Annotated in this window: 11 protein-coding genes and 1 pseudogene; 5 read left to right on the plus strand and 7 right to left on the minus strand. The window is 60.3% G+C overall.

All coding sequences use genetic code 11. The annotated features are described in order from the left end of the window. Nucleotides 1-2 precede the first annotated feature (2 nt). The 3 genes from GL286_RS03985 to GL286_RS03995 are packed head-to-tail and all read right to left on the minus strand — an operon-like array spanning nt 3 to nt 2,019. A complete protein-coding gene (locus GL286_RS03985; protein WP_211596174.1) occupies nt 3-779 on the minus strand; it encodes an ABC transporter ATP-binding protein in 777 nt (258 codons plus the stop codon). Between the two features lie 2 nt (nt 780-781). Further along, nucleotides 782-1,795: an ABC transporter substrate-binding protein gene (locus GL286_RS03990; protein WP_211596177.1), complete on the minus strand. Its 1,014-nt coding sequence runs from the start codon at nt 1,793-1,795 to the stop codon at nt 782-784. A gap of 32 nt (nt 1,796-1,827) precedes the next feature. Then, a complete protein-coding gene (locus GL286_RS03995; RefSeq protein ID WP_155094222.1) occupies nt 1,828-2,019 on the minus strand; it encodes a hypothetical protein in 192 nt (63 codons plus the stop codon). A gap of 485 nt (nt 2,020-2,504) precedes the next feature. Between GL286_RS03995 and GL286_RS04000 the strand changes: the two are divergent. After that, nucleotides 2,505-3,897: pseudogene (locus GL286_RS04000) on the plus strand (IS5 family transposase). A gap of 212 nt (nt 3,898-4,109) precedes the next feature. On the opposite strand, the gene GL286_RS04005 reads toward GL286_RS04000, so the two are convergent. Further along, nucleotides 4,110-4,493: a hypothetical protein gene (locus tag GL286_RS04005; RefSeq protein ID WP_155094223.1), complete on the minus strand. Its 384-nt coding sequence runs from the start codon at nt 4,491-4,493 to the stop codon at nt 4,110-4,112. Nucleotides 4,494-4,722: 229 nt separating this feature from the next. On the opposite strand from GL286_RS04005, the gene wrbA reads away from it, so the two are divergent. After that, on the plus strand, nt 4,723-5,316 hold the full coding sequence (gene wrbA, locus GL286_RS04010; protein WP_155094224.1) for an NAD(P)H:quinone oxidoreductase type IV: 594 nt from the start codon (nt 4,723-4,725) through the stop codon (nt 5,314-5,316). A gap of 215 nt (nt 5,317-5,531) precedes the next feature. On the opposite strand, the gene GL286_RS04015 is transcribed toward wrbA, so the two are convergent. The 3 genes from GL286_RS04015 to GL286_RS04025 all read right to left on the minus strand — a co-directional run bounded on the left by GL286_RS04015 (nt 5,532) and on the right by GL286_RS04025 (nt 11,150). Then, the gene (locus GL286_RS04015; protein WP_155094225.1) at nt 5,532-8,537 is read right to left on the minus strand and encodes an ATP-binding protein; all 3,006 of its coding nucleotides are present in this window, start codon (nt 8,535-8,537) and stop codon (nt 5,532-5,534) included. Beyond that, on the minus strand, nt 8,527-9,927 hold the full coding sequence (locus tag GL286_RS04020; RefSeq protein ID WP_155094226.1) for a hypothetical protein: 1,401 nt from the start codon (nt 9,925-9,927) through the stop codon (nt 8,527-8,529). Before GL286_RS04020 ends, GL286_RS04015 begins: the two co-directional genes overlap by 11 nt. 188 nt (nt 9,928-10,115) lie before the next feature. Further along, a complete protein-coding gene (locus GL286_RS04025; protein ID WP_170295031.1) occupies nt 10,116-11,150 on the minus strand; it encodes a LacI family DNA-binding transcriptional regulator in 1,035 nt (344 codons plus the stop codon). A 164-nt stretch (nt 11,151-11,314) separates the two neighbouring features. Between GL286_RS04025 and xylF the strand changes: the two genes are divergently transcribed. From xylF to GL286_RS04040, 3 genes are read left to right on the plus strand one after another with little or no spacing between them, the layout of a single operon-like run. Continuing rightward, nucleotides 11,315-12,340, plus strand: coding sequence for a D-xylose ABC transporter substrate-binding protein (gene xylF, locus GL286_RS04030; protein ID WP_155094227.1), 1,026 nt, complete (start codon nt 11,315-11,317; stop codon nt 12,338-12,340). Between the two features lie 42 nt (nt 12,341-12,382). Next, on the plus strand, nt 12,383-13,666 hold the full coding sequence (locus tag GL286_RS04035) for a sugar ABC transporter permease (RefSeq protein ID WP_155094228.1): 1,284 nt from the start codon (nt 12,383-12,385) through the stop codon (nt 13,664-13,666). Then, nucleotides 13,663-14,409, plus strand: a complete 747-nt coding sequence (locus GL286_RS04040; RefSeq protein ID WP_155094229.1) for an ATP-binding cassette domain-containing protein — start codon at nt 13,663-13,665, stop codon at nt 14,407-14,409. Before GL286_RS04035 ends, GL286_RS04040 begins: the two co-directional genes overlap by 4 nt. Nucleotides 14,410-14,422 lie beyond the last annotated feature (13 nt).

A 14,422-nucleotide genomic window follows, 5' to 3' on the forward strand; every position in this document is an offset into this window, starting at 1 on the left:
TCTCAGGCAGCCTCGCGTGTCATCAGTAGGTCGCGCAGATTGGCGGTCAGTTCCAGCAAAGCGGGGTCTTTCATGCTTTCAGGTCCACGCGGGCGCCTGATGGGAACGATATGTTCGCTGCCGACCGTGCCGGGGCGACCCGACATGACCAGAACACGATCTGCCAGAAGCGCGGCCTCGCTGACAGAATGGGTGATAAAGACGACGGTCTTGGGTTTCTCGGCAAAGATACGGAGCAGATCGAAACCCATCACTTCGCGGGTCAGCGCGTCCAGCGCCGAAAACGGCTCGTCCATCAGCAGGATGTCGGGGTCCATATGCAGGGCACGGGCAATGCCCACGCGTTGTTGCATCCCGCCCGAAAGCTCGTCGGGCAAGCGCTTTCCGAAGCCCTCCAATCCGACCATCGCCAGCAGTTCCTGCGCCCGCTCCCGGTCGCGCGGGCTGACATGACCGGTCTTGTGGCGCACGGGGAAGACGATGTTGTCTTCGACCGTGGCCCAAGGCAGTAAGGTCGGCTTTTGAAAGACAATGCCGATATCGTCGCGCGGGCCGGTGACCGGCATCCCGAAGACTTCGACATTGCCGCATGTCGGCATGAGCAGCCCCGCGATCATCCGCAGCAGCGTGGATTTTCCACAGCCCGAGGGGCCAAGGATCGCCAGAAACTCGTGATGGGCGACATCGAAGCTGACATCGCGCAGCGCCTCGGTCTGCCCCGAGCGGGTCTTGAAGACCTGCCCGAGCGCGTTGAAGCGGATGGAGGGGGGCTGGATCATGCTCATTTCGATGCGATCATCTCGCGCGAGACGGTGGATTCCGCATCGTAGCTTGCGGGATCTATACCTTGGGCAGCAGCGACGCGGGCCCAGGTCTCGGCCAGCCGTCCCGGTTCGAAGACACCCAGACCATCTTTCTCGGTGACGTCGTTGTAGATCAGCGCCAATGCATCGTTCAGCGAGCCTTGCACGTTTTCCGATTCCAGTTCGGCCACGAGATTTGTCACGGATTTCGAGGCTGCTTCGGGATTTTCATGCGCGAATTCGATAGATTTCTTGAAAGCGGCCACAAACCGGCGGGCCACATCGGGGCGGTCCTTGAGGAAGCTGTCATTCGCGATCAGCGAGGCCGAGTACAGGTTCAGACCAGCGGCCGACCACGGCAGAGCCTGAATCTCCTTACCTGCCTCGGTGCCTTGGTTGGTATAACGGGTCAGGTCGGTCATCCATGCGATGATGCCGTCAACCTGACCGGTCATCAGCATCGGTCCCAGTGCGCCCGGCTCGGCATTAATCACGGTGACATCATCCGGCGAAATTCCTGCATCCTTCAGAACCAGAGGCAGGAACACATTCGACGAGGTAAAGGCCGAGGTCGCGATCTTCTTGCCCTTCACGTCAGCCACCGCATCAAAGCCATCGCCTTTGACGGTGTAAAAAGCGTGCGGACCTTTGTTGAAAACCGAAAGAACGGCGGTCACTCCGACCTTTTCCTGCGCGCGGGCGGCCATCAACGCACCGATATCGGATACGCCAATATCCGAGGAGCCCGCAGCAAGACGAGAAATCGCATCGGTCGAACCACGTCCCGAGGCGATTTCCACATCAAGTCCCGCATCTTTGCAGAAGCCCTGATCGATGCAGACATAGATCGGGGCCTTGTCGCCTCCGGGCAGCCAGTCAAGCTGGAATGTGACCTTGTCGGCTGCGAAGGCGGGACCGGCAATAGCGGTCAAAGCGGTGGCCAGCATAATTTTGCGGCCAAGTGGCAGAGCGTCGTTCAAGCTGGAAAACATGGCTGTTCTCTCTCTGTTGGTCACGATGTTGATTATTGTGGGCGGTCGGCGGATCGGGAAAGCCGCTCGATCAGAGCTGCCGAATAGCCGTCAACCAAAAGATGACGGATCGCGCAGTCGCGTTTCTGGGCGTTTCCACCCTTCAGGCAAGGCAGACAGCGATGCTGTGCCAGTTCGGTGGCGGGATTTCTGTTAAGCGGTGGCAGTGCGATTTTTTCGAACATCCGGACCTCGTTTCGACAGGTTTTACCGTCGAGCAATGTCCAGGATCAGTTCCCGACCGCTTCTACTCGCATGTCCCTATACTGCCTAATGCGTCCCGATTTCAGCAACGCAATTTCTGTCGAAGGTCGCGTTCATTCGCCATTGCTGAGCAACTTGCAGTCTGCTGCCCTTTTGATAAGCACCCAAGTAAGATATTGAATATAGCTGACTAATTCGCGCATTCGTGGTGCGTTCGCTTTCTGCACGAAGCACGTTGTTCCTTATCGCCGCTGATGATCTAAAAATTAAAACGGTTGGCCGGTCCGACACGCCAATTCAGGCGTCCCGATCAGGTTTACAGCCGGAATCAAGATTGCAGGTATCGTAGTTCGGCCTGAATAACTCTCAACCCATTGATTTTGCGTGATCAACCCTCGGATTCATTCGCTTTGAATTGCAGGTTTTTGTATGCTTTGGCGAGAAACCCTGCAATTTTCGGTCGTCGATGAAGCCCCATTCCCGCACCCCTGAACAAGATGACCTGCTCCGCCCGCGACTGGTCGACATGATCGACGCCCGCCATGAACTGGTGAAGCTCGCGGCGCTTATCGATTGGGAATTCTTCGAACGGGAATGGGCGAGCTTCTTTCCCTCGCATCAGGGCCGACCGGCGACCTCGCCGCGCCTGGTCGCGGGGCTGATGTATCTCCAGCATGCCTTCAAGCTCTCGGACGAGGCGGTCGTCGCCCGTTGGGTCGAGAACCCTTACTACCAGCACTTCACCGGCGAGACGTTCTTCCAGCACCGCCCACCGATCGACCCGTCCTCGCTGACCCGCTGGCGCAAGCGGATCGGTGAGGAAGGGGTGGAATGGCTTCTGACCAAGACCATCGAGGCGGGCCGGTCTTCAGGCGCGGTCAGCGACAAGAGCCTGAAACGCGTGGCGGTGGACACGACGGTCATGGAGTTCGCAGGGGACCGTGGCCCCAGATGGGGCCGCGTAAGCCCCGAAGAACAACATCGCCCATCCGACCGATGCCCGACTTTACGAGCGCGCCCGCGCGCTGCTGGTGAGCCTGACGAAAGAGGCCGGGATCGCGCTGCGCCAGAGCTATGCCCGCCTTGCCCCAAGGCTGGCCGCACAGGTCGGGCGCTATGCCCATGCCCGTCAATTCAAGCGTATGCGCAAGGCCCTGCGCCAACTCAAGGGCTATGCCGGCAGGATCCGCCGGGACCTGCGCCGTCATCTGCAAGACATCACCGAGGGCGGCTTGCGCGACAAGGTGCTCGAAGCACTCTGGCTGGTCGGTCGCCTGCTGCAACAGACCCCGAAGAGCAAGGACAAGATCTATTCCCTGCACGAGCCCGAGGTCGATTGCATCTCCAAAGGCAAGGCGCGGGTGCGCTACGAGTTTGGCACCAAGGTCAGCCTCGCCACGACTCTCGATGAAGGCTTTGTCGTCGGTGCCCGCAGCTTTCCCGGCAACCCATATGATGGTCACACGCTGGCGCCCGCGCTGGAGCAGGTCGCCATCCTGACCGACCAGATGCCCGCTCTCGCTGTCGTCGACCGCGGCTATCGTGGCCACGGCGTGAACAGCACCAAGGTCCTGATCAGCGGCATGCGCCGCGGCCTCACGCCATTACTGGCACGGCTCCTGAAACGGCGCAGTGCCATCGAGCCTGAGATCGGCCACATGAAGACGGACGGTCGTCTCGCCAGATGTCCGCTGAAAGGGCGCATCGGCGATGCCGTCTTTGCCGTCCTCTGCGCCTGCGGCCACAATATCCGCAAGATCCTCGCCCATCTCCGAATTTTTTGGACCCTATTCATGTGCTTGCTCGGCGCGGTTACTGGGCGTCAAACGCATCGTCAGCACTCGGCGATGCACACCTGATCTGGTTGTTCAGAGCCGACTATCGTAGCCCCCGGAACTGCGATCGGCACGCCTGCACCCGTCTAAAGTCCCACGGGACATAGGTCGAAAACCACACTGCCGATATAAAACCGCCACCAGCCCGAGATCATGTTCGATCACGATCTCGGAGTGGTGGCGTTCGTGGTGTTACTGCAGTGTCCGCCCTGCTCGGGCGAAAGCGCTGTGGGATGTTACAGTCGCTCAAGCTCGGGGAATTTTTGCCACGGCACATCTGGGCGATTGCAAATCGGTTGGTCCAGATTTCCGCCCGACAGCTTTCCGTTGCGAATGGGGATACCGATGCTGTGAACCCCTATATATTCACCCGAAACATTCTTGCTGTCCGCACGAACACAGACACCCTGCAAACCGTCGGAAAAGGTTGCCACATTCGAGATCTCCGCATTTCTGATCGAGGCAGGATCGTAAATGAGTTGCTTGGCACTTTTGACGATTTCAGCTTTCAGCTCGGCGCTTGGCGGATTGGACTTGGCAATGACCTGACTGTACTCGTCAGTCGGGTTGCACGCCGCGAGAAGCAACAAAGCGCTTATCAGGGTTGCCTCGTAACGCATGGTCTGTCTCCTCGATTTTGACGCTCTTTGACCGCACGGTAGGGGGCAAACCTTACGAAGTGAAGACCTTCGTGAACCTGATAGAAATGCCTTTTCCAAGTCGGATTGGTCCATTGCGTTCATCCATACGGAAGGCCCTTACAATTCCCGTTTGACAATAATTCGGGGAAGAGGCCGAATGCTCGACATTCTTGATTGAGTTGCCAGCCACTCTGGAAAGGATGTTCGAATGGCACTGCCCAAGATCGCCGTCATTTTCTACTCTACCTACGGGACGAACCATCAGGTCGCCACGGTTGCCGCAGAGGCGGCCAAATCAGCAGGTGCCGAGGTTCGCCTTCTTCGCATCGCCGAAACGGCCCCTGAAGCGGTGGTGAACGGTCAACCGGCCTGGAAAGCGCAGGTCGAGAAAGTCCAGGATATTCCGGTCGTCACTGCCGACGATATGGTCTGGGCGGACGGCTATTTCTTCAGCGCTCCGACCCGGTTCGGCAACTCGCCCAGCCAAGTGCGGGCCTTTATCGACACGCTGGGCGGGGTCTGGTCCCAAGGCAAGCTGGCCAACAAGACTTTCACGGCGACCACCAGCGCGCAAAACCCGCATGGCGGACAAGAGGCGACCACGCTCGGCCTATATGTCACCGCGATGCATTGGGGTTCGATCATTGTCGCACCCGGTTACACCGACCCCGTCTTGTACGAAGCAGGCGGCAATCCGTACGGCTTCTCGACGGTCGCGGGAAAGTTTGACGACAATGGCAAAGCTGCGGTTGCGCATCAAGCCAAGCGTCTGGTCGAGGTCACCGCGAAGCTGATCGGGTAGAGGTACTCGGACGGATGATAACGGGGCGATTCCGGTGAGCCGCGGATACCGGAAATGTTTCATTTGGTATTCGCGAACCCTGGTGAGGCCCCAAGATCGGAGTGACAACACCCGCTCCGATCAAATCAGCCGTCGCCAAAGCTAGGGGATTTCACGCAGGCCCGCCCCTCAGCGAGTCGGGGGCATTCCGATGGCCCTGCACCCGCCGATAACGCCTAATCGGAAAAACTTTCCGCGATCATGTCCGCCCATAGGTGCGCGCCTTGCGCCTTGGCCAGATGCAGGGCTTCGGCCGCGACGCTTCGGGCCTGATCGGATTGCCGAAGGGCGCGCAGCAACTCGGCGCGAGCCAAAAGCAGTGGTGCGCGGGCTTGGTTCTCGCCCGATTGGTCGATGTTCGTCATAAATCGCGCAATCAGGGTTTCCGCATCGTTGACCCGACCGACAGTGACCAGATCGCGCCCAAGAATGGCAGCAAAAATGGCCTGCCAGCAGCTAAATCCGGTGGCCGCCCAATTCTGGAAGCCTGCCTCCATATCGGCGATTCCGTCCGTCGGCTTGCCTTGCCGGACTTGACACCAGCCCCGAACGAATTGGGCCATTGCGGCGAATTCAGGAAAACCTTGCCGCAGCGCGAAATCCCGCGCCTCGGCACTGCCGGATGCGGCCTGTTCGACATCGCCGCGCAGCATCGCGGTGTTGAACTTCGCCAGAAGCCCGAACCCGCGTGCATGGGGAAACCCCATCTGCGCGCCAAGAACAGCTGCACGACGGGCTGCTTCGGCCCCGGCAAGTGCATCGCCCTGCACGGTCTTGGTCAGGCCCAGATAGAATAGGCTGAAAACCCCGAATTCCTTGAGAAAAACCGAATAGAGATCGCGATGTAGTTCTGGCCGGTGCCGCTCGACCGTGGCCCGCAGACTGGCTTCGGCCAGGTCGTTCCGGCCCTGATGCCACGCGACCAGCCCCCGCATGGTATGGGCCGCCATATATGATGCATCATCAGGAGATTCCGCCTCGATGCCTGAGATGGCGTCACTGATCCGCATGGCGCGAGCCAGATCGGCGGTGGCCCAGGCATGCAGCGCCGTATTGTAGATCACCGGAACCATCGACCGGTGCAGATCCAGCCGGTCCAGCAGGTTCATCGCCCGAGCCTGCGTCGCGCCGAAAACCGGATTTCCGGGCCCGCCCGTGACCATTTGCGTCGGGCCCTGAACGGCACGGATCCGCAACTCCAACAGGTCACGTTCATCGCCCGACGGCAATGCGTCGACCGATGCCAAAGCCGCTTCGAGATGGGCAAGAGCCTCGCCCGCCGCCCCTTCGCCTGCGGCCTGAAGCGCCGCACCAAGGAAGCGTTCGATGGCGTCACGCGGCCGTCCGGCGCGCGCAAGATGGCCGGCCAGCACATGTTCGGCCACTTCCATCCCGCCCCCTTGCGAAAGATAGAAATCCGCGATTGCTCCGTGCAAGCGAAGACGTTCGTCACGACCGAGGCTGGCATAGATGGCATCGCGGATCAGGGCGTGACTAAAGGACAACTCAAGCCCCTCATCCGCCCCGTCGCGTTGCGTGATGATCTTCTGCGCTTCGAGCATCGCGATCGGGGCGCTTATGTCGCCGCCATCATTGATCGACTGGATCAGACCCGCGCGGAAGGTACGCCCTATCGCCGATCCGGCTTGAGCAAAGCGGCGCGCATTGCGGTCGAGCCGGTCGAACTTGCTTTGCACCAGCCCTCCGATCGTCAAGGGCACTGCCGCCTCGCGTATGCCAGCGGGACCGGCAGCGGCAAGCATATCCCCATACTCCTCGATATAAAGCGGCACGCCGTCGGATTTCTCGATCAACAAGGCAAATTGCTGTTCGCTGAGTTGCGCCGTACCATGCGCCGAACGGGCAAGCACGCGGGCATCCGCATCGCCAAGCCTATCCAAGGCGATCAATGCGCCTGCACCGGACATTCCACCGCCGTAAGGGGGTTCGCGCCGCGTGGTCACCAGAACCAGCGCCGGATGCGGCGGAACCATCTCGAGCAAGCATTGCAGCAATTGGGCTGAACTCGGGTCCAGCCATTGCGCATCTTCAAACACCACGACCATCGCGCCACGAGCTGAAGCGGTTTGGAAAATCATCCTGCAAAGCAGCTCGAAACTGCGCTGGCGGCGTAACGGGACCGAGTCGTTCCGATCCGCCTCGATGCCCGAACCCAGCGGCGAAAGCAGGTCCAGCAGCATCGTCAGATCTTCGCCTTTCGCACCCCATATCGCACTGAAAAGCCGTTCCAGTTTGGCGTGTCGCGCCGCAGCGTTGTCATGTTTATTGGCACCAGCCACCCATTCCAGATACTGCCGGATGGGATGCAACGGTGTGTCGCGCTGCTCGGGCGCACATTGCAGAACAAAGCTTGTGACGGCGCTGACCGGCCCGGATTCCAGAAATTCGGTCACCAGGCTCGATTTCCCGATCCCCGGATCAGCCACGATGACGACGCCCCGCCCATGCCCCGTACGCGCCGCTTCGAAATGCGCGCCCAATGCCTGCATTTCAGCCTGTCTGCCAATCAGCCCGTGCCTGCGTCGTCCGCGCAGTGCCGTAAAGCGGGTAGCAATCCCCGTGCGCCGTTTCTCGGCGCGGAAGATGGTATGCTCGCCCTTCAGGCCCTTGAGCGGATGCCGACCAAACTGGCGCAGCTGAAACAGCTCGCCCACCAGCTTGCGGGTATCGTCACAGATCAGGATTGTACCGGGTTCGGCCAGCGCCTCTAGCCGCGCGGCCTTGTTGATGCATGTCCCGACGGCATTCGCGCCGATATCCTTTGCTCCGGTCTGGATCAGTGCCGAGCCTGTGGCAATTCCGATGCGGGACTGGATCTGGATGCTTGCCGTCTTGGCCCGAGCCGAAAGTGCCGCGAAGATTTCAAGCGCCGCGTCTATCGCGCGGGCGGCATCGTCCTCGCCCGCATAGGGATAACCGAAATAGACAAGGATTCCATCACCCAGGTATTGAGCGACGGTCCCGTTATGCTTGCGGATCGCATGATTGCAAAGCCCATGAAACGACCGCAACAAATCCGCATAAGCCTCGGGGCCAAGTGCCTCGACGTGATCGGTCGAACCAACCAGATCCGCGAAAAGCACAGATATTCCGCGATGCTCGGCTTGGAAGGGTCCGGTCGTAGTCAATTCGGGGTTCGGGGCCTCGGTCTTAATGGACATCGAAATCTTCTTCGACAAATGTATCGTTGCCGATAGCGCGATTGAAAGCACTTAGTGCGAACATGATCGCCATGTCATAATCCAGCGCAACACCGCCGATATTGCCTGACATCGGGATATTACCCGGCCGGTTCTGGAACCAGCGCGCCCAATCCGTCGAACCTGGATCGTAAAGCAGGAACGGATCGCCATCATGCGGGAAATGCTGGTTGGGGGCGGGATAAAGGTTGGCGGTAAATGGAAATTCCGCAGCACCGTGGCAGCTTAGACAGGACGACGCGCGCAAATGGTTGCCCCCCGTATAGCGCTTGCCCGAGGGCGTCAGCACATTATGGCGTGTTGCCACATCCATCGGTCCGGCCAGTCGCATGCCCCAGCCAAGCGTATTGATCACGAAACCGGGTGCATCCGGATTGACCCATGTCTCTTGCAGGGCCGAGTTGATGCTGACGTCACTCGGGTCCACATCGCCGCCCGCCGGATCATTCGCCAATGCGGGATCGTTGCCCCACATGACACCAAGTGGCACAAATCGCTCCCACGGAGTGCGACCCGTGCTCGACGCGTCATGGACGAAGCCCAGAAAGACCCAACCGGTCTCAGGCGCAGCGACCGAGTCCTTGATCTTGATCGACATCTGGAAAGGATGCGCCTCGATCACTTCGGCCTTCAGCGGTCCAGTTGCGTATTTTTGCTGGGTTATCGAGGGGCGGAAGACCTTCCACGTCGCGGTATTCCTGAGAACCGGCCATTCGGAATCAGGCATGGGAACGGCTTCCGCCTTGACCACGATCGCGCCTTCGGGGAACCAGACCAGTTCCGGCCTTGGATCATAGATGTTCCCGAACACCCGTCCCAGCATCGCCGCCGCCGTCTGATCGTAGTAGATCACCGCATGGTTTTGCAGCTCGCTCGCTGGCGCATACGGAGGCAGGAACGTATCCGCAGGCATGATCTGGCCCGTATAGCTGTTCATCAAAGCCTCGCGGCCCGAGGTCGGATCGGTCACGCCGTCAGCACCCGCCTCTCCCTGCCCCGACCAGACAAGATCGTACCAACCTGCCGCGCTTGGATCCCAATTTGCCGGATCATCCATGATCGTGCGAAAACTTGGCGTGATCTGTTTCAGGACCGCCCAAGCATAAGCCTCGGCGGTATCCTTCGTCAGTGGACCGCCCGTACCTCCGCCCGCAACCCAACCGTTATCGACGGGAGCCGCCGGATAATCCAGATTGGCCACGACGAAACGCCCCGAATACTCATCGGCCAGCGGGTATAACCCGTTATTCGAAGCCATCGGGTCAATGCTTTGTGCCAAGGCGGAATGACCGATTGCGACGAATACGAACAGAACTGCCGCAGAGACGCTTTTCTGGAGAAAATGACCCATCGCACACCTGATCCCAAAGCAGAAAACCTTCGCTCAGGGCGTTCTGAACGATGCACTAAATGCGGCAAACATCACCGATAATGACGTTGCTCGGGCTTTGCCCTGCAATCAAGTCATTTCAATATGTACGGGGACTTATTAACGGCGATCCCTGCTGATCGGGTCAAGAACGCTCGGGCATTCCAGTTTCAGCTTTGGTTCGGCTCGGGCAAATTCTCTTTGATATAGATCGTCGGGATCACATCGTTGACCGACACCGGCAGGTTATCGGCAATCGCCTTCATAGCCCCTATTGCGACTGCCACTTCTTCTTGGGGTTTCTGGTCGATGACAGCATCTATCAGCCCCGCCTCAAGCGCCGAGCGCGAATGCGAAGTCAGTTCATGCAGAATGACCAATGGCCGTTGCCCCGACATCCGGCGAAGGATGTGAATTAGCGCGCGATTTCCCGCACCAATCGAATAGATGCCGGTAATCTCGGGGGTGGCCGACAATGCGGCCTCCAGTTTATCGCGCATCGTTTCGGGACGATCCAGCACCTCGATCGGCGGCAATTGCTGCAACCGCCCGCCCTGCTCGGCCAGCACCTCGGTGAGTCCCCAAAGCCGGTCACGGTGATCGCGTGAGTCAAGCTTGCCCAGGATCGGAAGTATCCGTCCCGTTCCCCGTCCATGCGCAAGTCGAAGCAAACTTCCGGCAGTGCGGCCTGCCACGACATTGTTGATTCCGACATACAGCGACCTTGCCTCGGGCGCGGCATCCGAAACCAGCATGACGACACCAATGCCCATGTCATTCAACCGCCGGACCGCTGTTATCAGCGACTCCGAGTCGCTGCCGACAACCCCGACGCAATCGCAGTCATCCGGCCCGATCCGTAACAATGTCGCCGCCAACGCATCCGCGTCCAGAGGCGGCACATCGTGAATCGAGATACTCACCCGATCCGCCTGTTGCTGCTGCGCCTGACGTTCGACTGCCTGCCTCAGAACCGAAAAGAAACCGTGATCGCCCTGCGGCAGGTAGAAGCGAAAGACATAGCTGCGCCGTCGCGACAGGTTCGCGGCCTGAATGTCGCGCTGATAGCCCAGATCCTGAATTGCGCGCTGGACGCGCAGCACCGATTTCTCGGCCACCCCGCCGCGCCGGTTCAGGACGCGGTCGGCGGTCGAATAGCTGACTCCGGCCGCGCGTGCCACGTCATGCAGCGTCGGGTTTCGCATTTCGGCTTCTCCTCCGGTCCTGAGGATTCCAACGCCGCTGACCAACGTCAATCAGCATTCTGACAGACGTCTGTCTTTTTCTTTGACAGGTCAGCAGACGCGGCGCAGTCTTGGGCCAGATCCGGCGACTCGACCGGATGGTCGCATCATATTGGGAGGTAACGATGCGCACTGCCATTCTGGCCGCCGTCCTTGCGACGGTGGGCTTTTCGTCTGCGGCATTTGCACAAAGCATGACCGTCGGCGTGTCTTGGTCGAACTTTCAGGAAGAACGCTGGAAGACAGATGAAAAAGCCATCAAGGACGCACTTGAGGCCGCCGGGGCCAAATATGTCTCGGCTGACGCGCAGTCGTCCTCGGCCAAGCAGCTTTCCGATATCGAGGCGCTGATCGCCCAAGGCGTCAACGCGCTGATCGTGCTGGGTCAGGACACCGAAGCCGTCGTGCCCGCCGTCCAAGCCGCCGCTGATGAGGGCATCCCGGTCGTCGCCTATGACCGCCTGATTGAGGATCCTCGCGCCTTTTACCTGACCTTCGACAACGTCGAGGTCGGCCGGATGCAGGCCGCCGAGGTCTTCAAGGCTGCGCCCAAGGGCAATTACGTGATGATCAAGGGCTCGCCCACCGATCCCAACGCCGATTTCCTGCGTGGAGGCCAGCAAGAGGTCATCCAGAAGGCGGTTGACGCGGGCGACATCAAGATCGTCGGCGAGGCCTATACCGATGGTTGGCTGCCAGCCAACGCACAGAAGAACATGGAACAGATCCTGACCCAGAACGACAACAAGGTCGATGCGGTCGTGGCCTCGAATGACGGCACGGCGGGCGGTGTTGTCGCCGCGCTGACGGCACAGGGGATGCAGGGGATTCCGGTCTCGGGACAGGATGCCGACCATGCGGCGCTGAACCGCGTGGCGCTGGGGACACAGACCGTCTCGGTCTGGAAGGACTCGCGCGAGTTGGGCAAGAACGCGGCTGAAATCGCGCTGGCTCTGGCGGGCGGTAAGAAACCTGCCGAGATCCCGAATGCGATCAAGTTCAAGACGCCGGGCGGCAAGGACATGGACGCGATCCTGCTGACCCCCGTCGCGATCACCAAGGACAACCTTGCGACCGTAGTAGATGCTGGCTGGATCACCAAGGACGCGCTGTGTCAGGGCGTCCAGAACGGCCCCGCGCCCTGTAACTGATGGAGAAGGTGGCGGTGCAGGCAGCGCCGCCACCATCACAAGATGAGCGACCTTTCCCCCGCCGCCCCGCCGCGCCGCAACTGGCTGGAACAGCTTGAGATCGACCTGAGACTTCTGGGCATGATCGGAGCCTTTGCGCTGGTCTGCCTGTGCTTCTGGATCGTGACCGATGGGCGGTTCCTGTCCGCGCGCAATATCTTCAACCTGACGATCCAGACGGTATCGGTCGCGATCATGGCGACCGGCATGGTTTTTGTCATCGTCTGCCGCCATATCGACCTGTCGGTGGGGGCGATCCTTGCGCTGGCCTCGGCGATGATGGGGATGATGCAGGCGCGTTGGCTGGCTGATGTGTTGGGCCTTGGCAACCCGCTGATCGCGCCGCTGACCATGGTCACCGGGCTGGCGGTCGGGACGGCAATCGGCGCGTTGAATGGCTGGCTGGTGGGTTATCAGCGCATTCCGGCTTTTATCGTCACGCTCGGGGGGCTGCTGATCTGGCGCTATGTCGGCTGGTATCTTACGGCAGGGCAGACCATCGCGCCGCTGGACCAGACCTTCCTGCTGTTCGGGGGGGCCGAGGGCACTTTGGGTGTCACCGCAAGCTGGATCGTCGGCGGGCTGGCATCACTTGCCGCGCTCTGGGTGATCCTGTCGGGTCGCCGCCGCAAGCAGGCGCATGGATTTCCAGTGCGCCCGATCTGGGCCGAGGGCGCGGTCATGGCGCTGGTCGTCGCGCTGATCATGGGCTTTGTCGCCATTCTGAACAGCTATGAAGTTCCGCAAGCCAAGCTGAAGCGCATCTTCGAGGCGCGCGGGGAAGCGATGCCCGAGGGGTTCACGGCCGGCTACGGGTTGCCGATCTCGGTCCTGATCCTGATTATGGTCGCGGTCGCGATGACCGTGATCGCCAGCCGCACCCGCTTTGGCCGCTACATCTTTGCGACCGGCGGCAACCCGGATGCGGCGGAACTTTCGGGCATCAACACGCGGTTGCTGACGGTCAAGATCTTCGCGTTGATGGGGTTCCTGTGCGGGTTGTCCGCGATCATCGCGCAGGCGCGGCTGCAGTCACACCCGAATGATATCGGCACGCTGGACGAATTGCGGGTGATCGCCGCGGCGGTCATCGGCGGCACGGCGCTGTCGGGCGGGATCGGCACGATCTATGGTGCGATCCTTGGCGCGTTGATCATGCAAAGCCTGCAATCGGGCATGGCGATGGTCGGTGCCGACGCGCCCTTGCAGAATATCGTTGTCGGCGTGGTTCTGGTCTTTGCCGTCTGGATCGACATCCAATATCGCAGAAGGCTGGGGATGCGATGATACCTTTAGTGGAAATGCGCGACATCTCGATCGCTTTCGGCGGCATCAAGGCGGTCGATCACGTTTCGATCGACCTTTATCCGGGCGAGGTCGTGGGCCTGTTGGGTCATAACGGGGCGGGGAAATCGACCCTGATCAAATGCCTGTCCGGCGCATACAAACCGGATGCCGGTGAGATCTATATCGACGGCCAAAAGGCCGAGATCCGCAACACCCGCGACGCCCGCGCCCTGAATATCGAGACGATTTACCAGACGCTGGCCTTGGCCGATAATCTGGACGCCGCCTCGAACCTGTTTCTGGGGCGGGAACTGGTGACGCCCTCGGGGCTGCTCGATGAGGCCCGGATGGAGGCCGAGACCCGCCGCATCATGGCCCGGCTGAACCCCAATTTCCGCAAATTCGCCGAGCCAGTCAGCGCGCTGTCGGGCGGGCAGCGGCAATCGGTGGCCATTGCCCGCGCGGTCTATTTCAACGCCCGCATCCTGATCATGGACGAACCGACCGCCGCGCTTGGACCGCAGGAAACCCAGATGGTTGCCGAACTGATCCAAGAGCTGAAACGCCAAGGTCTGGGCATTTTTTTGATCGAGCATGACATCCATGCCGTGATGAAGCTATGCGACCGCGCGGTGGTGATGAAGAACGGCCAGCGCGTCGGCACGGTGCGCGTGGATGAAGTCACCGATGACGAGATCCTTGGCATGATCATCATGGGCAAGAAGCCCGCGCAGGCTGCCTAGTCACGATTTGCCC

The sequence above is a fragment of the Paracoccus aestuariivivens genome, from assembly GCF_009711225.1.
Lineage (GTDB): Bacteria > Pseudomonadota > Alphaproteobacteria > Rhodobacterales > Rhodobacteraceae > Paracoccus > Paracoccus aestuariivivens.

What these genes read in the sequence shown, in the direction of transcription:
- GL286_RS03985 (WP_211596174.1), bottom strand. Translation starts at nt 779, where the DNA reads ATGATCCAGCCCCCCTCCATCCGCTTCAACGCGCTCGGGCAGGTCTTC.
- GL286_RS03990 (WP_211596177.1), bottom strand. Translation starts at nt 1,795, where the DNA reads ATGTTTTCCAGCTTGAACGACGCTCTGCCACTTGGCCGCAAAATTATG.
- GL286_RS03995 (WP_155094222.1), bottom strand. Translation starts at nt 2,019, where the DNA reads ATGTTCGAAAAAATCGCACTGCCACCGCTTAACAGAAATCCCGCCACC.
- GL286_RS04005 (WP_155094223.1), bottom strand. Translation starts at nt 4,493, where the DNA reads ATGCGTTACGAGGCAACCCTGATAAGCGCTTTGTTGCTTCTCGCGGCG.
- wrbA (WP_155094224.1), top strand. Translation starts at nt 4,723, where the DNA reads ATGGCACTGCCCAAGATCGCCGTCATTTTCTACTCTACCTACGGGACG.
- GL286_RS04015 (WP_155094225.1), bottom strand. Translation starts at nt 8,537, where the DNA reads ATGTCCATTAAGACCGAGGCCCCGAACCCCGAATTGACTACGACCGGA.
- GL286_RS04020 (WP_155094226.1), bottom strand. Translation starts at nt 9,927, where the DNA reads ATGGGTCATTTTCTCCAGAAAAGCGTCTCTGCGGCAGTTCTGTTCGTA.
- GL286_RS04025 (WP_170295031.1), bottom strand. Translation starts at nt 11,150, where the DNA reads ATGCGAAACCCGACGCTGCATGACGTGGCACGCGCGGCCGGAGTCAGC.
- xylF (WP_155094227.1), top strand. Translation starts at nt 11,315, where the DNA reads ATGCGCACTGCCATTCTGGCCGCCGTCCTTGCGACGGTGGGCTTTTCG.
- GL286_RS04035 (WP_155094228.1), top strand. Translation starts at nt 12,383, where the DNA reads ATGAGCGACCTTTCCCCCGCCGCCCCGCCGCGCCGCAACTGGCTGGAA.
- GL286_RS04040 (WP_155094229.1), top strand. Translation starts at nt 13,663, where the DNA reads ATGATACCTTTAGTGGAAATGCGCGACATCTCGATCGCTTTCGGCGGC.